General features: G+C 36.7%; 24 protein-coding genes. 11 read left to right on the forward strand and 13 right to left on the reverse strand.

Going from position 1 to position 21927, the window contains the following annotated elements:
- Positions 1 to 84 precede the first annotated feature (84 nt).
- The 6 genes from ACO052_RS09910 (at position 85) to ACO052_RS09935 (ending at position 4681) form a co-directional block, all read left to right on the forward strand.
- Positions 85 to 1026: an NAD(P)H-dependent flavin oxidoreductase gene (locus tag ACO052_RS09910; protein WP_422107852.1), complete on the forward strand. Its 942-nt coding sequence runs from the start codon at positions 85 to 87 to the stop codon at positions 1024 to 1026.
- Between the two features lie 74 nt (positions 1027 to 1100).
- The gene (locus tag ACO052_RS09915) at positions 1101 to 1730 is read left to right on the forward strand and encodes a hypothetical protein (protein WP_422107853.1); all 630 of its coding nucleotides are present in this window, start codon (positions 1101 to 1103) and stop codon (positions 1728 to 1730) included.
- A gap of 195 nt (positions 1731 to 1925) precedes the next feature.
- Positions 1926 to 3302, forward strand: coding sequence for an MATE family efflux transporter (locus ACO052_RS09920; protein ID WP_422107854.1), 1377 nt, complete (start codon positions 1926 to 1928; stop codon positions 3300 to 3302).
- A gap of 137 nt (positions 3303 to 3439) precedes the next feature.
- Positions 3440 to 3793 (forward strand): four helix bundle protein, encoded by a 354-nt coding sequence (locus ACO052_RS09925; protein WP_422107855.1) that lies wholly within the window; start codon positions 3440 to 3442, stop codon positions 3791 to 3793.
- 85 nt (positions 3794 to 3878) lie between these two features.
- A complete protein-coding gene (locus tag ACO052_RS09930; RefSeq protein ID WP_422107856.1) occupies positions 3879 to 4106 on the forward strand; it encodes a hypothetical protein in 228 nt (75 codons plus the stop codon).
- Positions 4106 to 4681, forward strand: coding sequence for a phosphatase PAP2 family protein (locus tag ACO052_RS09935; RefSeq protein ID WP_422107857.1), 576 nt, complete (start codon positions 4106 to 4108; stop codon positions 4679 to 4681). Before ACO052_RS09930 ends, ACO052_RS09935 begins: the two co-directional genes overlap by 1 nt.
- A 67-nt stretch (positions 4682 to 4748) precedes the next feature.
- Here ACO052_RS09935 and ACO052_RS09940 read toward each other — a convergent pair whose 3' ends face one another.
- The 6 genes from ACO052_RS09940 to ACO052_RS09965 form a co-directional block, all read right to left on the reverse strand.
- A complete protein-coding gene (locus ACO052_RS09940; protein WP_422107858.1) occupies positions 4749 to 5978 on the reverse strand; it encodes a hypothetical protein in 1230 nt (409 codons plus the stop codon).
- A 30-nt stretch (positions 5979 to 6008) separates the two neighbouring features.
- Positions 6009 to 7631 carry an ArnT family glycosyltransferase gene (locus tag ACO052_RS09945; protein WP_422107859.1) on the reverse strand — a complete coding sequence of 541 codons (1623 nt, stop codon included), beginning with the start codon at positions 7629 to 7631 and terminating at the stop codon, positions 6009 to 6011.
- Positions 7631 to 8248 (reverse strand): lipid-A-disaccharide synthase N-terminal domain-containing protein, encoded by a 618-nt coding sequence (locus ACO052_RS09950; protein ID WP_422107860.1) that lies wholly within the window; start codon positions 8246 to 8248, stop codon positions 7631 to 7633. Before ACO052_RS09950 ends, ACO052_RS09945 begins: the two co-directional genes overlap by 1 nt.
- Positions 8249 to 8347: 99 nt before the next feature.
- Positions 8348 to 9064, reverse strand: a complete 717-nt coding sequence (locus ACO052_RS09955; RefSeq protein ID WP_422107861.1) for a glycosyltransferase — start codon at positions 9062 to 9064, stop codon at positions 8348 to 8350.
- A gap of 42 nt (positions 9065 to 9106) precedes the next feature.
- Positions 9107 to 10186, reverse strand: coding sequence for a methylmalonyl Co-A mutase-associated GTPase MeaB (gene meaB / locus ACO052_RS09960; protein ID WP_422107862.1), 1080 nt, complete (start codon positions 10184 to 10186; stop codon positions 9107 to 9109).
- Between the two features lie 14 nt (positions 10187 to 10200).
- Entirely contained in the window at positions 10201 to 10764 is a 564-nt protein-coding gene (locus ACO052_RS09965) for a DUF2911 domain-containing protein (RefSeq protein WP_422107863.1), read from the reverse strand.
- A 335-nt stretch (positions 10765 to 11099) separates the two neighbouring features.
- Here ACO052_RS09965 and ACO052_RS09970 point away from each other — a divergent pair, with 335 nt between their 5' ends.
- From ACO052_RS09970 to ACO052_RS09985, 4 genes are all read left to right on the forward strand, one after another.
- Complete coding sequence (locus tag ACO052_RS09970; protein ID WP_422107864.1) at positions 11100 to 11597, forward strand: RNA polymerase sigma factor; 498 nt, start codon at positions 11100 to 11102, stop codon at positions 11595 to 11597.
- Positions 11581 to 12153: a hypothetical protein gene (locus ACO052_RS09975; protein ID WP_422107865.1), complete on the forward strand. Its 573-nt coding sequence runs from the start codon at positions 11581 to 11583 to the stop codon at positions 12151 to 12153. The genes ACO052_RS09970 and ACO052_RS09975 overlap by 17 nt, the downstream gene beginning before the upstream one ends.
- Before the next feature lie 86 nt (positions 12154 to 12239).
- Positions 12240 to 13865, forward strand: a complete 1626-nt coding sequence (locus ACO052_RS09980) for a hypothetical protein (protein ID WP_422107866.1) — start codon at positions 12240 to 12242, stop codon at positions 13863 to 13865.
- Between the two features lie 95 nt (positions 13866 to 13960).
- Positions 13961 to 14647, forward strand: coding sequence for a peptidoglycan DD-metalloendopeptidase family protein (locus tag ACO052_RS09985; protein ID WP_422107867.1), 687 nt, complete (start codon positions 13961 to 13963; stop codon positions 14645 to 14647).
- Here the strand turns inward: ACO052_RS09985 and ACO052_RS09990 are convergent.
- The 5 genes from ACO052_RS09990 to ACO052_RS10010 form a co-directional block, all read right to left on the reverse strand.
- A complete protein-coding gene (locus tag ACO052_RS09990; RefSeq protein ID WP_422107868.1) occupies positions 14639 to 15160 on the reverse strand; it encodes a YybH family protein in 522 nt (173 codons plus the stop codon). The two genes, ACO052_RS09985 and ACO052_RS09990, sit on opposite strands and share 9 nt — an antisense overlap.
- Positions 15161 to 15246: 86 nt before the next feature.
- Complete coding sequence (locus tag ACO052_RS09995) at positions 15247 to 17883, reverse strand: DUF7619 domain-containing protein (protein ID WP_422107869.1); 2637 nt, start codon at positions 17881 to 17883, stop codon at positions 15247 to 15249.
- Entirely contained in the window at positions 17884 to 18717 is an 834-nt protein-coding gene (locus ACO052_RS10000) for a hypothetical protein (protein WP_422107870.1), read from the reverse strand.
- 111 nt (positions 18718 to 18828) lie between these two features.
- The gene (locus tag ACO052_RS10005; protein ID WP_422107871.1) at positions 18829 to 19437 is read right to left on the reverse strand and encodes a porin family protein; all 609 of its coding nucleotides are present in this window, start codon (positions 19435 to 19437) and stop codon (positions 18829 to 18831) included.
- 67 nt (positions 19438 to 19504) lie between these two features.
- On the reverse strand, positions 19505 to 20050 hold the full coding sequence (locus tag ACO052_RS10010; RefSeq protein ID WP_422107872.1) for a hypothetical protein: 546 nt from the start codon (positions 20048 to 20050) through the stop codon (positions 19505 to 19507).
- Between the two features lie 208 nt (positions 20051 to 20258).
- Between ACO052_RS10010 and ACO052_RS10015 the strand changes: the two genes are divergently transcribed.
- Complete coding sequence (locus tag ACO052_RS10015; RefSeq protein WP_422107873.1) at positions 20259 to 20681, forward strand: DoxX family protein; 423 nt, start codon at positions 20259 to 20261, stop codon at positions 20679 to 20681.
- 3 nt (positions 20682 to 20684) lie between these two features.
- Here the strand turns inward: ACO052_RS10015 and ACO052_RS10020 are convergent, their stop codons facing one another.
- Together ACO052_RS10020 and ACO052_RS10025 are read right to left on the reverse strand one after the other, a co-directional pair.
- Positions 20685 to 21353, reverse strand: coding sequence for a DUF6624 domain-containing protein (locus ACO052_RS10020; protein WP_422107874.1), 669 nt, complete (start codon positions 21351 to 21353; stop codon positions 20685 to 20687).
- Positions 21354 to 21409: 56 nt separating this feature from the next.
- Positions 21410 to 21925, reverse strand: a complete 516-nt coding sequence (locus tag ACO052_RS10025; RefSeq protein ID WP_422107875.1) for a hypothetical protein — start codon at positions 21923 to 21925, stop codon at positions 21410 to 21412.
- Between the last annotated feature and the right edge of the window lie 2 nt (positions 21926 to 21927).

A 21927-nucleotide genomic window follows, 5' to 3' on the forward strand; every position in this document is an offset into this window, starting at 1 on the left:
CGAACTGACAAAAGAGAATTTCTATGGTTTTATTTCGCTAAAGTCACTCGAATTGACGAATTTTATCACAAGCAAAATAAAGTCATGGCCAACAGAATCACTTCACTTTTTAATATTAAATATCCAATCGTACAAGCTGGTATGATCTGGAATAGCGGCTGGCGTTTAGCGTCGGCTGCCAGCAACTCAGGTATTTTAGGATTAATAGGGGCAGGTTCTATGTATCCAGAGGTTCTGCGTGAGCATATCCAAAACTGTAAAGCCACCACCGATAAACCTTTTGGTGTTAATGTGCCGATGCTCTATCCCAATATTGAAGAGATTATGGATATCATTGTGGAGGAAGGCGTAAAAATTGTCTTCACCTCTGCAGGAAACCCAAAAACCTGGACCTCATGGCTACAAGACAAAGGGATAACCGTAGTGCATGTGGTAAGTTCTGTCAAATTTGCTTTAAAAGCACAGGCCGCAGGCGTCGATGCTGTAGTCGCCGAGGGTTTTGAAGCAGGTGGGCATAATGGACGAGATGAAACGACAACCTTGACCCTAATCCCTATGGTGAAGGAACAATTAGAGATTCCGCTAATCGCGGCAGGAGGCATTGCCACAGGTAAGGCCATGTTGGCCTGTATGGTATTGGGTGCCGATGGTGTACAAGTGGGTAGCCGTTTTGTAGCCAGTGAAGAGTCTTCAGCCCATCGCGATTTTAAACAAGTGGTAGTAGATGCCAAAGAAGGGGATACCCAATTGACCTTAAAAGAACTGGCGCCCGTACGTCTGATTAAAAACAAGTTTTATAACGAAGTCCAGGCGCTTTATAAAACAGGCCCAACGATAGAAGAATTGAAAACATTATTAGGTCGCGCCAGAGCCAAGCGCGGGATGTTTGAAGGTGATTTAGAGGATGGTGAATTAGAGATAGGCCAAATCTCGGGATTAATCCATGATATTAAACCGGTGGCTAAGATTGTAGCGGATATGGTGGCTGAGTTTGAGGAGGCTAAGGATAATGCGGCTTCACTCTAACTAAAAATACGTAGTTCTACGTATTGACTTCATGAGGTTTATAAAGAAAATACTTCTGACTTAAAAAAAAAATAGTGAAAAAGAAAGAATATAGAAGGGAACTCAAAATAGCACTTATTATTTTGGCTATATCTCTATTTGCTAATGTAGTAGGATGGTATTTTGGTAGACAACTTTATTTAAGTGATTCAAAAACTGAGCAGAAAAAAGTATTGTTAGAACTAGCAATTTCTGATTATCAGCAATATCAATATTATTCTCAATTTCGCGCAACGTTAGATGTTTTACAGTTAGATTACGAAATTAAAGTCTACAAAAATTCAAAAGAAATTAATGATGAAAATGATGGTATAAGTTCACTTTATGAAAGAATGTCCATTCAAGATACATTATCAAAAAAATACCCAATTGTTTATAATAAATCTTTAGAATCTGATAAAATTGGAAGTAAGACACTATCTACCTTACAAATGATTTGTCTAGTTTATGAAAATGAAGAGATTCATCAAAAAATAGATGAATTAATTGCTATCATTCCTGCATCCAAAATACTTGTAAAGTTTCTAGAGGATAAATTAAAAGATAAACCCAAGATTCTATCTTCAACATTATTAGATGATTTTCTGATTAATCATCATGAAATGTTACTTCTACAATTTAATGAATTATTTACCTTAATGCTAGAAGAAATAGAAAACGAATAACACCGCCACAAAGTACATAGATCATTGTATTGGAATTCACTACTGGTGAGTCCCTTGCAATTTGATATCTTTTGGTATTACAGAAAATCAGTTATGATTTTCCGCAACGAGAAATACCCTAAAATAATAATTATCATTACCATATCACCTTCAAATTAATTCGCTCAACTAAAACCTAAGCCCTACTTTTACGGCATGGTTTTAAGCAACTATACCAAAGAATTTCAATACAACCTTAAATTAGCCACACCTGTCATGTTAGGCATGCTAGGCCATACCTTTGTCAGCTTTGTGGATAATGTGATGGTGGGGCAATTAGGTTCTGCAGAATTAGCGGCGGTGTCTTTGGGGAATAGCTTTATTTTTATAGCCATGTCTTTGGGTATTGGGTTTTCAACTGCTATTACCCCTTTAGTGGCAGAGGCGGATTCTGAACAGAATTTTACCAAAGGCAAGTCCGTCTTTAAACATGGCTTTTTTCTATGCACGGTATTAGGGCTACTGCTGTTTTTGATGGAGTTGGTGGCTCAACCTTTAATGTATGTCATGGACCAACCCGAAGAAGTGGTCGTTTTGGCCGTTCCGTATTTAGAATTGGTCGCTTTTTCATTGGTCCCGCTCATTATGTTTCAAGCCTTTAAACAGTTTAGTGATGGCTTATCACTTACCAAGTATCCTATGTTTGCCACTATTGTTGCCAATATTTTGAATGTCGCGATTAACTATGTGCTCATCTTTGGGAAGTTCGGTTTTCCACAAATGGGTATTGTTGGTGCTGCAGTTGGTACCTTGGTATCGCGGTTTGTGATGTTGTTTTTCTTATGGTGGTTATTAGCAAAACGAAACAAATCCAAAGCCTATGTTACCAATATTAAGTTCTTTAAGCTCAATAAACAATCACTCCATAAAATAATCAACCTAGGCTTGCCTAGTTCCATGCAGATGTTTTTTGAGGTGGCTATTTTTACAGCGGCCATTTGGCTCAGTGGACTTTTGGGTAAAAATGCCCAGGCCGCCAATCAGATTGCTTTAAACCTATCCTCAATGACCTTTATGGTGGCGATGGGATTGAGTGTGGCAGCTATGGTACGTGTGGGCAATCAGAAAGGGCTCAGGGATTACAAAAACTTAAAGCGCATTGCAGAATCCATATTTTTAGTGGGTTTTATATTCGCCGTAGTGTTTGCCCTGATCTTTGTGGTTTTTCATAAAGCCTTACCCGATTTGTATGTGGATTTGGATGACCCTACCAATGCGATGGATACGGCTGAGGTGGTTAAGATTGCTGCGACCTTATTATTAGCAGCAGCGGTATTCCAGATTAGTGATAGTTTGCAAGTGATTGCACTTGGAGCGCTGCGTGGATTGCAGGATGTAAAAATTCCAACCCTCATCACCTTCATTTCCTATTGGGTGGTGGGTTTTCCAGTCAGTTATTTTTTAGGAAAAGAAGAGGCTTACGGCAGTTTAGGCATATGGGTAGGACTTTTAGCTGGATTGACAACCGCTGCCATTTTATTGTTTATTCGGTTTAATTATTTGACGAAGCGGCTGATAGCTAAAAGTACTTAGAGTTATGAGTGCCTAAAGTGCCTAGAGTAGGAGTGCCTGAAGTTAGAAGTGCCTGAAGTAATTTATGTTAAAATGTATGAAAATTAAATGAGTAACTTTAGACACTTTGAGTACTTGAAACTTTAAAATCTGATGAAATGACTAATAAAGAATTTGCGAAACAGCTAGAGAAACGTACGCTAAAATTTGCTATTGATATAATTAATCTGTCATCAAGCCTTCCAAATTCTACTGAATCGTTAGTGATTAGAAATCAATTAACCAAGTCAGGAACAAGTGTAGGTGCTAATTACAGAGAAGCTAATCGTTCTAGAAGTCCAAAGGATTTCAAAAACAAGATCAAAATTAGTTTAGCCGAAGCTAGTGAGACAGATTATTGGTTAGAAATCATTGAGGAGCTTAACTGGCTTGAGCTTCCAAGGCTTAAAAATCTGAGAACAGAAGCTAAAGAGTTGTTGGCGATTTTCACATCTATTGCAAACAAACTTTAGGCACCCCGAGTACTTATGACTTTTTAACTATTTTTGTCGGTATAAGAAAACTTTAAGTACTTATAACTTTAGACACTCACAACTAATGACACTACCCAAATTCATATTAGGCGATAACACGGATTATCCAGATGCCATTTATATCATCCATACCGAGTTTCCGAGGTTTATCATCAACCTTGAAAATGACGAGGTAGAATGGTTTGAAGAATTTGATCAACACGACCAAAAGGAACTGGAAACCGAAACCGAAAATTATATCAGACAAGCTACGGAGTTCTACGATAGGGAAGTAGCACGTTACGACGACTAATGCTCGATAAGCTTTTAGACTTAGATACCGAACTTTTTGTTTATCTCAATGGCCTTGGTTCGCCATCTTGGGATTGGCTCTGGTTGGCAATAACCAACAAACTGACCTTCGTACCATTATATGCCTTATTGTTATTTCTTATTTACAAGAAACTAGGTTGGAAAGCATTGCTTATGATTATGCTAAGCATTACGCTGATGATTTTATTCACAGACCAAACGACGAATTTGGTAAAGCGCTCCGTATTGCGATTTAGACCTTGTGCTTGTGATGAGATTAAAGATATGATTCGTTTTATTGCAGAGCGCTGTAGCTCTAACCGTAGCTTTTTCTCTGGTCATGCGTCCAATTCCATGGCAGCGGCTGTATTTGGAGGATTGGTATTGCGTTCTTATTTTAAAAACCTGATTTTTATACTACTATTTTGGGCGTTTTTGGTCGCCTATAGTCGTATCTATGTCGGCGTTCATTTTCCCATAGATATTTTATGCGGAATGACTTTCGGTGCACTTTCTGGCTTTGGCTTTTATAAACTAAATATATACTTGCAGAAGCGTTTTATTAGGGCGGAATAGTAAGAACCCCTGAGCAAAATTAACCGACAAATTGCGACTATTGCCCTTTTGTTATTAGCCATTTATTTTAATCGATTACTGGATTTCTCTCATTATTTCCAAATTTGCAGGGCCAGCTGCCACTATCCAAAAAACCAAGAGTAGTATCCAAAATATATAGCTCTTTATTCAGGGAAAAAATCAGTTGTCCTTCATCAAACAATAATATTCTTCTTGAAGTAGTTGGTTCTTTCTCAAATGCTTTACGTAATAAATTATGTTTTTTCGATTTGGAATCAATTACTGTTAGTTCATTATTTCTCCAAAAAATCATATTTCCATAATGGTCCAAAACAGGGTCGATGATATAATAGCCTTCTATTTTAGAGCCCCTAATAACCTCTCCATTCCCCATTAATTTGGAGTGATAAAGTTCTGAAGCAGAGGAATTATCCATCTCTATAAGTCCTATTTCCTTATGTTTTGAAACTACAGTTTTTCCAACGGACTTCCATTTATCAATTAACTCTCCCTCACTACTTATTAACTCGGTATCGAACGCTCCATAGCCTTGGTGACCCAATAAAAACATGCCTTTACCAATACAACTGATCGACTCAAAAGGTGCTGGTTTGGAATCCCATTTTATCTTTCCCGTTTTAGAGTCAAGAATATAAGATTTTCCAATACCGCTTCTTGGCATTTCAAAGTAGCTCACCAAAATGCTATCATCCGAAATTATAATTTCATTATTGTATAAACAGAGCCAATTTTCTGGAGACCAATCTTTTTTTCGTTCCGCCTTCCAGTTGTTATCAGCCCTCATTTCCATAACGCCCTCATACGATATACCATTCACAGGGATTGGGGTTTCCCATATGATTTGTCCTTTTAAATCGACTTTTAAAACTTTGGAGTTGGGTCGCTTCTTGCCATGAATACAAATAATAAAAGCATCGTCTAAAATGGCAAAGCTTCCTATCTCTTGATCGGAATCAATAGCAATTGTAATAAACGTCTCTGATGTCCCATTCTTGTCTATTTTATGAATTTCGTTCGAAAAACCGATAAAGCAATGGCCGTCTTTAGAAATTCTAAGCTCGCTATGATATCCTATTTTCAATGCCGAATGCCATAATATCTTGCCATCAACTGAAATCCCAATAAGTTCTTGGTAATATCTATTTTGATCTCCCTCTTTTGCGATAATAGCATATAGTATACCTTCTTGGGTTATTCCATATTTCACCATGTAACCTGAAAGATCTACCTTTTTAATGCTTTTTACTTTGAACTTATTTTTATTCTTCCACAACATGACTTAACGCTTTCAGATCCAGTCTAAAAATTATTCTTTTCTAGATAATCTGTATAATTGATTGACTAGGCGCGATCGATGCGCTCGTGTACCTTTTTTGGCTGTATTGAGGTCGTAAGTCGCCATGAATACGATATGGTACACTTTGGATAATTCTGGAATATCCTCGGGACTTTTTTCACCTGAGAGTAAATTAAATTCTTTTTCGGATGGTAATACCAAGCCCTCAGGAGTATTTAATTTCGGAATTTTGTCGCCATAATGATAAATAGCTTCAGGTGACACATCGCCCAAACTATATAAGGGCATATAGGTGTTGGTTAATTCTGAGACGGGTTTGTAGTCTTTCTGCACGCCACTTTTCGCTAAAGGCAAACCTAAACAACCAATACTTACTAAAAACAGTATAATAAGATAAAACACAGTTTTTATGTCCTTCCTTTTTAAATATCGAATGATGAATACTCCAATACTGATTAATGCGATGGACGTGATGATGTATCTTAGAGCAAATTCGCTAAAAATGAAGGACCCCATAAAAAACTCTGATAGCCAAAACAAAATACCTATAATACCAATTAAACCAAACTGGAAATAAACAGGAATCGTTTCGCGCTTGTCTTTCAGATTTTTGAATTCACGGACTAAATAGTCGATGTAAAATCCAATATTAATGGCCAGAGGAATTAAAACAGGCATCAGGTAACGAGATTTCTTTTCAGGGATCACGGATAAAAGCACAACAGCTATAATCGTCCAGAAAAAGCTAAATCTGTAGGCCTTTAAGTTTGAAACACGAGATTTCATGTAAGGGTAAAGTAGGCTTATAAATGCGGGAATGGTCCAAAGGCCACTCTGCACAAAGAAGCTCCAGTAATAATAAAAAGGCCGTACATTATAGCTACTCCAATTAGAGGTTTCTTTTGAGGCAATAGCGGTAAACGTTTCTGGATCAGCAATACGTACATGAAAATACCACCAACCACCTAGAACGATTCCAAAAACCAAGAGACTTGTCAGCTTTAAAAAATGTAGAAGGTGACCTTTTAGTTTAAAAGCAATGGCATACGAAATCACAAAGGACAAGAACAGTACATAAAGTGATACGGGACCTTTTGACAGAACTGAGCCTGCTAAAAATAACAGAAATAGTAGGCTTTGAATAATGCTTGTTTTTTTATGTTGAAGCATTATAAAGAGTTGATAAAGTGCCATGAGCATAAAACCATGCGTATAAATATCCCAAGGGGCTTCTACGATAATGCCAATGACATAAAACGAGCTTAGTACTATAAACCCATTGATTAGACTGTGTGATTTATCGAGTTCTAGTTTCTTGGATAACAAATAGGTCGAAACACCAATACTTGCTAAAAACAGTAGTGCTGGCCAGCGCAGTGCTAGAACTGATTTTATCCCAAAGAGCATCCCAAAAAATGCCGTTATCCATGTGGGTAAAGGCGGTTTTTGGTAACGTGCTTCACCATTCATGGTAGTCAAAATCCAGTTGTTATCGGTCAGCATTTCCCTTGCCGATATAAAATTACGCGCTTCCATAATGGTGACAGGAATGGCGTCTATGGTAAAGCCCAGCATGATTAAGACAAAAAGGATAAGGCTTAGAATAGGATATTTTTCGATGCGCTTAATCATTAGTGTTGTCGTATTAAATAGGCATTTCGCGCATAGATGATCATTCCGAATAAATGACCGACAAATAACACAGGATCTTCTCTAATAATGGCATAGGTCAATATTAAGGCAGCCCCGATTAAGCTCAATACCCAAAAGCCCATAGGTAAAGACGATGCCTTATGGCGTTCAGCATGAATCCATTGATAGACAAAGCGCAAGGTGAATATAACTTGGGCAACGATTCCAAGGATTAACAACCAAGTGGGGATGGCTTCATTCTTAAATAAAAGCTCCATGTCAATTTTGTTGTTGTTGTAGTAGAAAACAACAATTAAGATAGGGACTATAAAAAGAAAATAGCGCATCACTATAGGGTACTTCTGCCATTGTCCCTGAAGCTGCAAATTCCTAATGTATATAAAATAGGTTAAACTTTGTCCGAGCATAATGGCAAAGTCTAAACGTAAATAACCGTAAATAAACAAGAGAAAAGAAGCGAATAGGCTCAGGGTCCAAAACGTCGTTGGCGTAATAACTTTTCGCTGTTTTTCAGAGGTTATCCACTGTATAATAAGTCTAGACGAGAATAAAATCTGTGCTAGAAAACCAATGCTATATATAATCCAGTCCTTCAATTTATAGTTTATTGAATATCCAAATTGTCACACTGAGCTTGTCGAAGTGCATTGACGTATTCATTTCATAAAAGTTTTTAATTACGCTCAAACGGATAATTATTTACTGGTTTTAGCCACATCGTAATTGATGTATTTTTTCTTCATCCATAAATAGGCAAAGCAATCCATTAAAGGACCTAACAGTCGATTCCATAGACCAAATTTTGCCGTGCCTGCTATTCTAGGAAAATGTCGCACCGGAATTTGAGTAACTCTACCGTTTTGAAGCATGATCATAGCAGGTAAAAAACGATGTAAGCCTCTAAACATAGGTATGCGCTTGGCATAATCGGTCTTGATGATTTTTAATGGGCAACCCGTATCATCCATACCATCTTTCGTGAAAGCACGTCGAATCCCATTAGCTATTCGAGATGACATATTTTTAACAAATGAATCTTTACGGTCTGCACGAACGCCAGTCACTAATTCGTACGAATCAATGTGTTCTAAAAGTATATTGAAATCTTCTGGTGCTGTCTGAAGATCAGAATCTATATAACCAACCAACTCGGTGTCCGCATAATCAAAGCCTGCTTTAATGGCAGCACTCAACCCTCTATTTTCTTTAAAAAGCACATATTCGAAAGCGTCGTTTCGTTCGCAAATACTTTCAATTAAAGCTTGACTGTTGTCCTTTGAACCATCGTTAATAAATAAAACCGAAGCCGGTACCTTTGCAATTTTTAAATAATTGGATAATTCGGTTTCAACGCGTTCAAGATTATCCGCTTCATTATATACAGGAACAATGATGGTTAATTTATACGACATAGATGTGATTGCTTAGTCACTGCAAAAGTATTGTTTTTTATATTATAGCGAAAGCAAATACTCTGCTGCTGCAAAAGGCGTCGTTTTTCCAGCTTCAACCAATTCGATTTGAGTTTTTAGTTCGGCCTTGATGTTTTCGGATTTGAAGAAATCAGACTTTAAACGCTCTTCAATGGTTTGTAACAGCCAAAACTTATTCTGGTTATTTCTATTCTGCTCAAAATAATTATTTGAAGTCGTGGTCTTTAAGTAGTTTTGGATCAACTCCCAAACCTCAGAAATACCTTCGTGTTTTAAGGCGCTACATAGGGAAACTTTAGGGGACCAACCCGAGTCTTTTTCTGGATAGAGGTGTAAAGCTCTATTGAATTCAACTTTCGCGGATTTGGCGGCTTTTAGATTATCACCATCAGCTTTGTTAATGACTATAGCGTCTGCCATTTCAATAATACCGCGCTTTATGCCTTGCAATTCATCACCCGCACCAGCAAGTTTAAGTAGCAAAAAGAAATCAACCATGCTATGCACGGCAGTTTCACTTTGTCCAACTCCTACGGTTTCAATAATAATCGTGTCGAACCCTGCGGCTTCACATAAGATGATCGTCTCTCTTGTTTTACGGGCCACGCCACCAAGAGAATCTCCCGAAGGTGATGGACGTATGAACGCATTTTTATCTTTGACCAAATCTTCCATTCGGGTTTTATCACCAAGAATACTGCCTTTACTCAGTGTACTGCTGGGATCTACGGCTAAGACCGCAACTTTTTTACCAATGCTTGTAAGGTAGCTTCCAAAGGCTTCGATAAATGTGCTCTTGCCAACACCAGGGACACCGGTAATACCAATTCTAACGGAATTATTGGCATGTGGTAAACAGGCCGTGATAATATCGTGGGCTTTCGCTGTATGGGTGGGATTGGTGCTTTCAACTAGCGTAATTGCTCTACTTAGATCTGTAATATGACCAGAGGTTATACCATTTACTAAATCATTAACGGAAGGTTGCTTTTTGCGCTTGGCTTTTATGGATTTTGCAGAATGGGCACTTAGTGTTTTTGGAGGATCAATACCCTCTTGTTCTTGCAAAGCAGATTTATATGTTTTGTCGGTTTTTGCCACTTTGCACTAAAGGTTTAAGGTTTATACGGATAGGTCTGCATAGGAATTTCGATTAAGGTTTGGTCCCAGGCCATAGTTAATTTTAGATTTCCGGTTTTATTGTCAAATGCAATAGTAAACTTTTCTACCGTTTCGTCTAGGCTCTGTTTTAAGACCTCTATTTCAATGGCGTCATAGTTGGGGTCCCACATGGGTTCCATTTTTTCATTGACTCCCCATTCGTACTGTTTGGTATTAAACATCACTTTCCATGCGTCTTCCATAGGAACGGTCCAAAGGGTATATTTTCCTTTTTTTAACAGCATACCATCGATCATTAAGTCCTTATTGGTTTGGAAGGTAGTGGCCTCATTGGCTCCAGTTCTCCATACCTTGTGATACGGAACTAGTGCACCAAAAATATCACGATCCCGTTTGGAAGGTCTATTGTATTCTACTTGTAGTTTTAAATCATTTAAAGTGACCTTAGCGGTATCCTTCGGACTTAATCTCGGGGAAAATATATTTTCTACAAATACACAATAGACAAGTAATCCTATGGCAATAATAGATAATAGAATGAGTAAGCGCTTTAGCATAATTCTTAATCTTAAGCAGTTTTAATGAGCGAATTTAGTTTAAATTTTAAAGATAACTCAATTCGTTAAATTTATAGAACAGAACGTTTAATTTTAAATAAATCTTATAAAATTTGAATTTTTTGCCACACTCAGTTTTTTGCATCGTCTTTAGAGTGAAATGAATTCGAGATAAGCAAAATTAATGTAAGGCGAGCCATTGCAGATTAAGAAAACATTTCGAACAAATTAAATCTCGATTATCGAGTAAAACCAATCAAAAAAACCAATTAATCATCAGCACGTTTCAAATTCATATTGTTGAAAAATGCAAAAAGAACGATCGGCAAGCACAAATGCAATTGTACAATCAGTATTGTGATGGCATGCTCATAGTAGCCCTTCGTTTTGTGAAGGATACGATGGAAGCTGAGGACATCGTTCAGGAGGCGTTTATAAAGGCATTTTCAAAATTGGATCAGTATAGAGCAGAAGTCAGTTTTGGAGCATGGTTGAAACGCATTGTAGTGAATCGGTGTATAGATGTTTTAAAGTCGAAACGTCAACGCTTGATAGATTTGGAAGAGCATCATCTCAATGTCGTGGATAGCGATTATGAAAATGAATGGCTTGTTGATGATGAAATTACCATAGATGAGGTAAAAAGTGCAATTGAAGAATTGCCCGATAAGTATAAATATGTTGTAAAGCTCTATTTGGTTGAAGGATATGACCACCAAGAGATTTCTGAAATTTTGAATATCTCTGAAGTCGCCTCGAGAACACAACTGTCTAGAGGGAAACAAAAATTACAAGCAGCATTAAAAACAAGGAAAAATGGCACAAGATCTTAGAAATTTATTCGAAAAGGACACAAAAGTACAGCGTGCAAAGATGTCTGAAGGTCATGAAGCACGGTTTTTAGAGAAACTAGAAAAGGAGTTGCCCATTGAGAAAAAGTCAAGTGGTTTTAGCTTCTTGAATATAGCGGCAAGCGTTGTCGTATTATTAGGTTTGAGCTTTGGCGCTTATCAGTTTTTTGGAGGATCAGGCGGGGAAGTTGTTCCTGTAGACAATCCAGTTGTTGAAAATACTATCAAATCCATGGGAGAGTTTTCACCTGAACTGAAAAAAGTAGAAGACTACTATCTGGCGAGCATTAATCTGGAATTGTCCAAAGTAGAACTAACACCAGAGAATAAAGATTTGGTCGATGGCTACATCCAAAGACTTAAGGAGTTAAATGACGAGTACAATAAACTTACTATTGAACTCAATGACAATGGACCGAATTCTATCACTTTGGATGCACTGATCAGCAATTTAAAGTTGCGATTAAACTTGGTCACGCGTCTTAAGGAGAAGCTAGAGGAGTTTAATGACGATTCCTTTGGGGAAGAGAGTGCTTAATCAATTAATAAATTATAAATCAATCCGCCTGTGCCCAAGGCTATGGCGAACAAAGTCAAAAAACGAACAGTTAAATTAAAACAATCATGAACACAGTTAGAATTTTAGTGTTGTGCCTCCTAACCACCTTTGGTTTTGCACAACAAAAGTTAAGTAAAACATCACAATCTATTAAGGTTAGTAAGGATGTGGTAGTCGACTTAAATACCAGTTATGCAGAAATAGAAATCAGTACCTGGAACAAGGATATTGTTGAAGTAGAAGCCTACTTGGAGAGTGACAAATTATCTGCGGAAGAGTTAGAACGTGCTTTAGAAGCTTGGAACCTTAAAGTGGAAGGGTCTGACGATAAAGTCATCATTTCATCGCGAGGAGGAAGAGCGATAAGTCTATATGCTGAGGCCGATTATGCAGATGTGTTAAGGGACTTAGAGTTTGAATTGGCAAATATGCCAGAACTACCAGAAATGCCAGAGGTCATCGCTCTACCAAATATCCCTCATATGGATGCATTTCCAGAGATGCCAGAGATGCCAGAGATGCCTGAATTTCCAGAGTTACCTGAGTTACCAGATGGTATAAGAACCATAAACTTTGATTATGATAGATATCAAAAAGAAGGTGAAAAGTATCTTACGGAGTGGAGCAAACGCTATGAGAAAGAGGGAGGTAAGGAATTACAGAAAAGTATGGAAGAATGGGCTAGAAAGTTTGCAGAATCTGGTTATCAGGAAAAGATGGAGAAATGGGGTGAAGAGTATGGCAAGCGTTTTGAAGGCAAATGGGCAAAAGAAATGGAAGCTTGGGGCGAAAAATTTGGTGAAGAATATGCCAAGGATATGGAAAAATGGGGTGAGGAATTTGGTGAAAAATTTGGTAAGGAATGGGCTGAAAAGATGGAAGCTTGGGGAGAGCGTTTTGGAAAGCAAATGGAGAGACAAGCTGCACTTATTGAAAGACAGGCCGAGCGTTCTGCAAGAATGGCTGAGCGTGAAGCTAAAATAGCAGAGCGCCATGCTGAACGCGCCAACGCATTGGCCGATCGCAGAGCAGATATGGAAGTCAGAAGAAAGGAGATGAGAGAGAAGAGAGAAGCTGTTTTGGCAAGACAATTAGAGTCTTTACGTAGCGACAAGGTTAAAAAGGTGATAAAAATTAAGATCCCTAAAAAAGCGAAGTTAAAGACCAATATAAGACATGGTGAATTAAAATTATCTTCAGTGATCTATAACTTAAGCGGAGATATATCACATGCCTTTCTAGTAGCAGATAACATTGATGGAAGTGACACTTCCATCAATGTCTCTTATTCACCTGTGGTGATTAATACCTGGAATTTAGGAACACTTAATCTCAACTACGTCGATAAGGCACAGATTAAAAATGCTAACAATTTGGTGTTAAACGCGAAGTCGTCTAATATTAATATCGAGAAGTTGGTGGATACGGGAATCATAGATGGCAGTTTTGGTGATCTTACAATTTCTAATCTTGCAGCGTCCTTTAAGAATCTAAATTTGATTCTTGAAAATAGTGATGCTTTAATAAGCTTACCACAGAACGTCAATTACAATATGTATTTTAAAGGAGAACGTTCTAAGTTTAATAATAAGTCTACCTCACAAAAGACCATCAGAAATTATCCCGAAGGCCAGAGTTCTGACAAAACCATTATTGTCAATGCTAAATATAGCGACGTTGTTATGAATTAATCCCTTTAAATAAGGTCATTATTTAGAGGGTACATTCTTTTTCTTTCCGTTTTCCATCAAAATAGATTCTTATTTTTGTGGAAATTTTATTTTTTATGCCACTTTCTTCTTTTGAAGATTTACTCCAATCACTTCATTCACATCCTTTAGTCGACCCTAACATTGCTTTTGATGCCTATGTGCCTTTAGATTTGTCGGTCGATAACCCCGAACTAAGAGGTGTTGATGTATCCAACTCTAAGGACTTGGAGATTTTTATTTGGAATCATATCTCCAAACACCATGCACAGGTGGCCTTTGGGGGCTATTTAGAGCGACGTGCTATTTACAATCGCAGTACTTATTTTAATCAAGAAGATCCCAAAGAGGCACGTCACATTCACCTTGGCTTAGATATATGGATTGAGGCGGACACGCCAATTTACGCACCTTTGGATGGTGAGATTCACAGTTTTAAAAACAACACCAATTTTGGAGATTATGGGCCAACCATTATTTTAAAACACTACATACAAGACTTTGAATTTTACACGCTTTATGGGCATTTGAGTTTAGAATCTTTAAATAAGATGAAAGTTGGAGTAGAAGTGAAGGAAGGCGAACAAATAGCAACATTAGGGACAGCAGACGTTAATGGCGATTATCCACCGCATTTGCATTTTCAAGTCATTAAAGATATTCAGGATTATAAAGGCGATTATTCTGGGGTTTGTAATCAGCTTGATTTAGAATTTTATAAAGCGAATTGTCCAGATCCTAATTTACTTTTGAATTTAGTTTAAGAACTTATCAAAATCATCAATAGCAAAAGCCTTGTTGTAGTCATCTTCACCAATAGTACCACCTTCGGAAGAGTCATAATCCATGGTTATTTTCCATTTGCCATCGCGTTTTTTGAAGAGGACATGGAATTGTCCGTAATAAGCTTGCTCTTCATCGGTGCCCTTATTTCGCACTAGTTTATAGACACCGCGTTCACTTGCCGTACTGTCATTACATAAGCGTTCAAAAAAGCGTAATGAGATGTTACTGGTTTGTCCTGCAGCTTTGTCGCGCTCAAAGCCAGCTTTGTAATTATTAATATAGCTATCGTAGTCTATAATACGCCTTCCACCAGATACACGCACCAAATCTTTAGCATGAATCTCGGCCATTAACGTATAATCCAAGGTTTCAAAAGCTTTATAGAATTTGGCCCAAGTGGTGTTAATGTCTTGAAGATCTGCCTTTTTCTGCGCGTAACTAAGGCTTATTAAAAAACAAGCGATACATGTGATAAGATGAACTTTTTTCATGATTGATGATTAAGGTATGAGGCTTTAAGGTAATAAAAAAATCCTAACAGGTTTCGTTAGGATTTAACGTAAAGGTCTTTTTGGGATTATTGTTTTATAAGTTTCATGACGATTTTTTGATTTGATGTATTGATACTCACAAAATAAATTCCAGTCTTTAAATCTCCAACATAATAAGTGTCTTGTTTAGGAAGTCTTAACAATTTTTTTCCAGCTAAATCGTATAATTCAATGTTATCAAAATTCAGATTTTCAATAGCCTTGAGCGTAAAATATGCTCTTGTTGGATTTGGAATTAACAGCGTTTCGTCGGTTAAACTAAATTCTTCAGTACTGAGGTTTTCTGCCACTGTAGTGGTCTCATTGTTCGTAATTATGGGGAAATTGAAATCAAAATATATTTCTGCCTCATTGCTAAAACTATCACCTAACGTTAAGGTCGGCAATGTCTTTATTTTAAAAAGTACATAACCATCGTTATTGGCATCATCGAAGGGCAGCTGAATGTTTTCAAATATAAATTCAACTTCATTATCATTTGATATTCTTGTAACAAAATTATGGCTAGCTCTCAATGGTACTAAAGAGGATATATCATACTTAGATAAATCGATATTATCCTTAATCACTACATTAATGGCGTTGGCAGTTCCGGTATTTTCAAACCTTATGAGATAATGCACATAGGCGCCAACTTCCTCAGGTGTAATAGTTGCTCCTTCTAAACAGGTCTTATCATTAGGATCAAAGGAATTAACAACGTCTTGGTTGAGCGTTATGGTATTGTCTTCTGGTGTTTCGTCATTTGTAGTCGGAAATATAGTTGCATTATATACCAACATATCTCCACTGTTTAATGGAAAATCTGGGTCTGTGGGAGGGTTTAAGTTGAGTTCAAAATCTATTTCTCGGCTCTCAAAAGGGTTGAGGTCGGTAAAATTCCAAGATAAGCTACCGGAAGATTCAGTATTAGGGTTTGGTGAAGCAAATATATAACTGGTATAGTCATCATTGTATGTAAAATCGATGCTACCAGAAATTGTGGTGTTGCCTTTGTTCTTATAAATTAATTTATACGGAATATCAAAACCTGGTCGCGCATCTTGCATGGGTACTATGATAATATCCAAATCGTTATGTACGCCATTTGCCGTAAGACAAAAATCTTGTGTAACTGGATCTGGGTCATTAGGAAAATCTACATTGATGCTACTCGGTGTAATGTTGTAATACGTGCTGTTTTCCAGTTGTGGAGTAATTGTATAATTACCAGCTTGTATTGGCATAGTATAAATACCAGTAGAATCACTGTAAAATGAATCTTCTAAAGTGCCATTGGTAATATTTAGTTTTACATTAGGTATGGCAGTATCACTAATATCGCAACCATTGTTGTCAGCATCAAAAGTTGTACTGCCTTCCACGGTGTAAAATGAGCCACCAGGTGTAAATGAACAGTATTCTGTAAATACAATAGGCTGATTGTTTTGTTGTTGTATCCAACCTGCAAAATTACTGTTAATATCATCTACGCAAACCGCTTCAAGATTATCTAGATTATCGTAAGCATCAATTACACTGATGAATAAATAACTACTATTATTACCGTTTTTAATATTAATGTAAGTAAGATTGGTGTTATCGTTTAGTACGATACGGTCTAGGTTTTCGTAATCATCACTCAAATCTATTGTTATAAATTGGTTGTTCTTTAATTCAACTCTTTGTACTGTATCATTAGCAATAAAGTCTGTTAATAGATTATCATTGAGATATAGCCAGATTATGGATGAGTTATTGGATAAATCTACAGTTTCCAATAGATTATTGTCTGCTCTTAGAAATGTAACTGAACTTGTACTGTTTATTATGGTATTAAGATCCGTAATTTGATTCCCGCTTATGTAAAGTCTATCTAAAATTGTATTAGTTGCAATATTTATGCCTGTAAGCTGATTGTTTTGGATAAAAAAGTCTTGTAAAGCGGGAAGCGACGTAATATCAATGGTCTGAAGTAAATTATCGTTAAGGGTTACATCTGTGAGCTGGGCAGAATTACCAAAAGTTACCGAAGACAATTGGTTATTGCTGCTCGTTACATTTCTTAGATTGATATTGGTGCTAAGGTCTAGGGATGTTAACAAATTACTTCCGAGACTCAAATACTCCAATGCTGTAACACCGTTTAAATTTATTGAGGTCAATTCATTATTATATGCAGAGAGATCAAACAGATTTTGACTATTACTCACGTCTAAACTCATTAACTCATTATTGTGAATGCTTAACTCTTCGAGATTAATAGCAGAAGATAAATCGATGGAAGTCAGTAGATTATCATTGCAATGCAATTCTTCTAGATTGAGATTACTGCCTAGGTTAAGGCTTGTAATCGCGTTGTTAGAGCAATCCAAGTCAATGATGCTGGTATTATTGCTGAGGTCCAAGCTAACAATATCATTGTTTCTAACTTGTAAAGTGATGACATTGGTAAAAGCCTCTATACCTGTTAAATCTACTATGTTATCAAACTCCACATTTATGAGAGTCATTGCCTCTGCCTCTGAAACCTGTATTTCGCCATCGTCATTAGTGTCGATATTTGGAAAATGGTTGATTAGTGCAGCTTTAAAATTTGGATCTGGTATACTTACAATTTGTGAAAAAGCAAAATTTGTGACAGTTAAAATTATTGCTAAGATGATTACTATTTTGTTTTTCATTTAATCGTCATTTTTTGAATGATTATTTATTTTTTCCCACGCCTCTTTTGTGAGAGCAACTAAAGACTCCTTTTTCAAATCGAAAATTGAAACAAACTTTTCACTTACTACAATATGCTGAGTCCATTCAACATAATCTCTATAAAGCAATAAGGTACAAATATCAGTAGAGGAAATAAAGTCTGAATTTACATGTGAATGTACAGTGGATACAGTCTGGTTTTGCTGGTCTTTTGACTTGTACTGAAATTGCAAAAGTGTACTATGTATTTTGAATTTGTCCCGAAAATTATTTTCATTGTCATAGTTTAATTGATAGTCATTACCAATTAATACAACTCCGCTAATTTTAGGACCAGTTAGCACTAATACCTTGCGCTCCTCCTTGTTAACTAATGGAATAAAATTCAGGGCAGTATTATTATAGAATGAAAAAAACGCATTTTTATTCTCTTGTGCTTTAATTTTGGCGTCATCTAAAATAGTCCTTAAATCATTTTCCAAGTCCAAGACTTTAGTATTAATAGTATCCATTGAAATAGGCAATACCTTAGGGATACTGTCAAACTTATATCGAATCAAGACTTTATCGGGATCATACCTATTGAAAAAAACGGTCGTTATATTAGAATTTTCATCTTCATACGAAAGGTACCCACCAATAGAATCTCTTTTATCCTTAAATTTTTCAAATAAATGGTCAGTACCATACCAAGACCCTTTTTCCAAGCGATATAAAAGTTGCCCTTCTTTTAGAATTTTATCGGTCTCTTTTTTTTGAGAAAAAAGGCAATAGTTAAGCAAAAAACATAAAATCAACGCTAGGTTTCTCATATATGGATTTGGCAAATTGGCTTCAGATTTATTGATAGGGGCTTTAAGGTAATAAAAAAATCCTGATGAGTCTTAGTTTCATCAGGATTTGGATTGATTAATAGCCGTAGGTTATTTAGGTATGGTATAAAGCACATTGATTTGAAATGCATTTTGTCTTAGGTTTCCCGCATCGACATCAACGTCATTGATTTTTGATATGTCGGCCGTAAATCGCAATCCTGCTGCCAAGCCAGGGATAATTGCATCTAGATGGTACAAGGCACCAATAGCGAAGCCAATAGTACCAGATTTGTAGAATTCGCTAATGTCTTCAAATCCATCATTACTACCATCAATTTTTTGTTCTATGGACAAAAGAAAATTGTATTGTAAGCCCCCTTCAACAACAAGATGGTCAATGACATCGTATTGCAACAACACAGGAACGCTAATTGAACTTGTTTTGATTTCCCCAGTTGTTGTACCGTTGTTAAAGTCCCATTCATTACCGCCAGTACTAAAATAAATCTCGGGTTGAACGGCAAACTTATCGCTGAACTTGTAATTGGCAAAACCCCCAATGTGAAAGCCTATACGTGAGGAGGTAGAATAACTGTCACTTTCAAAGCTAACACCAGTAATATTGAGACCTGCTTTCGCTCCGAAGTTAAGGTCTTGTCCATTCGTAGTAAAAGCTATACATAAGATAAAAGTTAAGCTTAATGTGATTCTTTTCATGATTATAAGTATTGGTTATGCCTTATAATCGAAAAGCATCTAAAATGTCATCAAAAAAGCGGAATTCTTAGTCAATAACGGGCACAATGTAGTTACCGTCATAGCTTCCAGAAATGACTTGACCATCGTTTCTCGTAAAGCTAAACGTAAGTTTAATATTAAATTCCGTAAAATTGAGAATGGTTACCGAACCTGATTGGGCATACACGTCGGATGCTACGTTACTATCAGATAATAAGACCGTACCGGGATTAAATTCACTATTCGTGACTGAGCCATTGATAGAAACGTCATAGTCATCAATTTGATTATAGGTCGTATTTTGAATGGTCACATCATCAAAATCGAAATACACAAAGTTAACATTAGTCAAATCACTATTACCGGCAATTTCTGAAGCTGTTTTGTTAAAAAAGCTAATACCAATTTCACTGACATCACTCGTTGAGGTGTTTTCATCGTTAACGACAGCGGTCACTAAATTATAAGTCACCCCATTAAAAGTGAATTGATTGGTCTCTTCAGTTGGGACAGAACTTGTATCATCAGAAGTACAGGCCATTAAGGTTATGGCGAACAAGAGTCCTAGAACTCGGGACAGTTTAGGTTTCATAATAAATTAAATATAAGTAGGTTACGCTGTAAATATAGTAATTTTTTTGTCTTGAGTGGATTCTTATGATACAACGGTCTCTAAATTACAATTCTAGTAAGAAAAATAGCACAAATAAATGATTTTCAAGTGTTTAAATGGCAGGTGGAATTGAAATTCTCATTAAAATTAAGTACCTTATAGAGGTTAAATCAATCTTTTAAGTATTATGGGTTATATCAAATCACTAAATAAGTGGGCCAATGCGCACACTTATTATCCGCTCGATATGTTACGTATTGCTCTTGGTATTTTTTTGTTTTACAAGGGTGTGTATTTTATGTCTAACCTCAATCTGCTAATCGATCTCATTGAACCTGTTAAATCTGTGGCAGGTGATGTTTTGTTAGTGCATTATATTGCTCCTGCACACTTTGTAGGAGGCTTTTTAATTGTTTTTGGTTTATTAACGCGTTGGGCCATCATAGCACAATTACCTATTTTGATTGGTGCGGTGATTATCAATTTTGTTGGTGAGATGAACACAGGGAACCTTATCCTATCCTTATCGGTTTTAGCAATTTGTATTTTCTTTTTGTTCTATGGCTCTGGGAAGCACTCGGTCGATAAGTATTTAAAGATGCAGCAGTAACTATTAATCTTTCGCCTTAAGTTTTTTAAAAGCTGCTGTACGTTTTAATTGCTCCTCAAGATTCCATTCAAAATTAAAACGTGCCTTTAGGAATATGGCAATAGAATCTAATCCTATAGCCGTGCGTCTTTTGTCAATGTTTTTGGGATCGTATACTGGCCAGAGGTTGAAACTTTTTGTGTCTGGATAATATTTCATCTGCCCACCATAGATTTGTAATTCACCTTTGTCTGTTGCAATTCTATCTTGTGCCCGCACCAAAAATCGCGGTTCTAATTTCTTATCGAGTACAGCTTGTTTCATCATTGGGAGGTAATGCTCGCGCGTTTTTAAGTTATCGTGCTGCAACACATTGCAAATCGTCCAATTACCATTGTCACCTATTAAGGTTGAGTCTGGCCAACCATAGGTGTCTAGAATTCGTTTTACTTTCACCATATTGATGCTATGATTCTTACGGTATTCTTGTTGATAGACTTCAGCTTTCTCAGATTCTGCGCCATATAAAGCGATTATAGAATCGCGCAATCTAATAGGAGTTTGTTCGCTTTGCCATATCGTATCTAAAATGGCGATTAAGTTTTCAGGTTCCTTATGCGTACTAGGTGAATTAGTCTTATCCTTACAAGATAACAAAGTAATAAAAAGACATAGGGTTGTAAATCGCAGCATATTGAAGTTAAAGTTGATAGATTTAAAAGTAGTAAAAGAAACTCAAAGTAAAGAATCTACTCGCATTCCCCTTGAGTTGCTTTATGCTTCCATTGTATCCAATATTCTTGCAAGCCTTCTTTGGTCGTTTTAAGGTCGCTGATATTAAGTTGATGCCCTTTCATTAAAGCCCCTTGGAGTTGTTTTTTTCGTTCTGAGAGGGCAGGTGGGTGATTCCAGCCACCTACATGATCAAAAGCTGTATAGGCTTCACATTTTTCACTCACCTTTCTAAATGGAATTTTTAAATAATAGGTTACTGTGCCAGAACCCATACCTTTGGTGGTCATTTCTATCTGAGTGAAATCTACTTGGCTGTATTTCTCAGTTTTATAAAGCACTTTAAGTTGGTCGCCCACTTTGGCTGACATGGTATTAGAAAACTGATGAGCAATATCACTACCATTGACGAATTCTGGGCCTTGGTAAGTCCCTTGGCAGTTGTTGTCTGTGCAAGTGATGTTATTGTTTTGGATTTGATTAACAGCCACATCCTTTTTTGCGTTAGAACATGAGATTATAAATAAGCTCATAG

Origin of the sequence: Winogradskyella sp., assembly GCF_965228925.1 — a bacterium.
GTDB lineage: Bacteria > Bacteroidota > Bacteroidia > Flavobacteriales > Flavobacteriaceae > Winogradskyella.

Bases quoted from the DNA above. Each gene is read 5' to 3' on its own strand.
- ACO052_RS09910 (WP_422107852.1), top strand. From the start codon at position 85: ATGGCCAACAGAATCACTTCACTTTTTAATATTAAATATCCAATCGTA.
- ACO052_RS09920 (WP_422107854.1), top strand. From the start codon at position 1,926: ATGGTTTTAAGCAACTATACCAAAGAATTTCAATACAACCTTAAATTA.
- ACO052_RS09925 (WP_422107855.1), top strand. From the start codon at position 3,440: ATGACTAATAAAGAATTTGCGAAACAGCTAGAGAAACGTACGCTAAAA.
- ACO052_RS09930 (WP_422107856.1), top strand. From the start codon at position 3,879: ATGACACTACCCAAATTCATATTAGGCGATAACACGGATTATCCAGAT.
- ACO052_RS09935 (WP_422107857.1), top strand. From the start codon at position 4,106: ATGCTCGATAAGCTTTTAGACTTAGATACCGAACTTTTTGTTTATCTC.
- ACO052_RS09940 (WP_422107858.1), bottom strand. From the start codon at position 5,978: ATGTTGTGGAAGAATAAAAATAAGTTCAAAGTAAAAAGCATTAAAAAG.
- ACO052_RS09945 (WP_422107859.1), bottom strand. From the start codon at position 7,631: ATGATTAAGCGCATCGAAAAATATCCTATTCTAAGCCTTATCCTTTTT.
- ACO052_RS09955 (WP_422107861.1), bottom strand. From the start codon at position 9,064: ATGTCGTATAAATTAACCATCATTGTTCCTGTATATAATGAAGCGGAT.
- ACO052_RS09965 (WP_422107863.1), bottom strand. From the start codon at position 10,764: ATGCTAAAGCGCTTACTCATTCTATTATCTATTATTGCCATAGGATTA.
- ACO052_RS09970 (WP_422107864.1), top strand. From the start codon at position 11,100: ATGCAATTGTACAATCAGTATTGTGATGGCATGCTCATAGTAGCCCTT.
- ACO052_RS09975 (WP_422107865.1), top strand. From the start codon at position 11,581: ATGGCACAAGATCTTAGAAATTTATTCGAAAAGGACACAAAAGTACAG.
- ACO052_RS09980 (WP_422107866.1), top strand. From the start codon at position 12,240: ATGAACACAGTTAGAATTTTAGTGTTGTGCCTCCTAACCACCTTTGGT.
- ACO052_RS09985 (WP_422107867.1), top strand. From the start codon at position 13,961: ATGCCACTTTCTTCTTTTGAAGATTTACTCCAATCACTTCATTCACAT.
- ACO052_RS09990 (WP_422107868.1), bottom strand. From the start codon at position 15,160: ATGAAAAAAGTTCATCTTATCACATGTATCGCTTGTTTTTTAATAAGC.
- ACO052_RS09995 (WP_422107869.1), bottom strand. From the start codon at position 17,883: ATGAAAAACAAAATAGTAATCATCTTAGCAATAATTTTAACTGTCACA.
- ACO052_RS10000 (WP_422107870.1), bottom strand. From the start codon at position 18,717: ATGAGAAACCTAGCGTTGATTTTATGTTTTTTGCTTAACTATTGCCTT.
- ACO052_RS10005 (WP_422107871.1), bottom strand. From the start codon at position 19,437: ATGAAAAGAATCACATTAAGCTTAACTTTTATCTTATGTATAGCTTTT.
- ACO052_RS10010 (WP_422107872.1), bottom strand. From the start codon at position 20,050: ATGAAACCTAAACTGTCCCGAGTTCTAGGACTCTTGTTCGCCATAACC.
- ACO052_RS10015 (WP_422107873.1), top strand. From the start codon at position 20,259: ATGGGTTATATCAAATCACTAAATAAGTGGGCCAATGCGCACACTTAT.
- ACO052_RS10020 (WP_422107874.1), bottom strand. From the start codon at position 21,353: ATGCTGCGATTTACAACCCTATGTCTTTTTATTACTTTGTTATCTTGT.
- ACO052_RS10025 (WP_422107875.1), bottom strand. From the start codon at position 21,925: ATGAGCTTATTTATAATCTCATGTTCTAACGCAAAAAAGGATGTGGCT.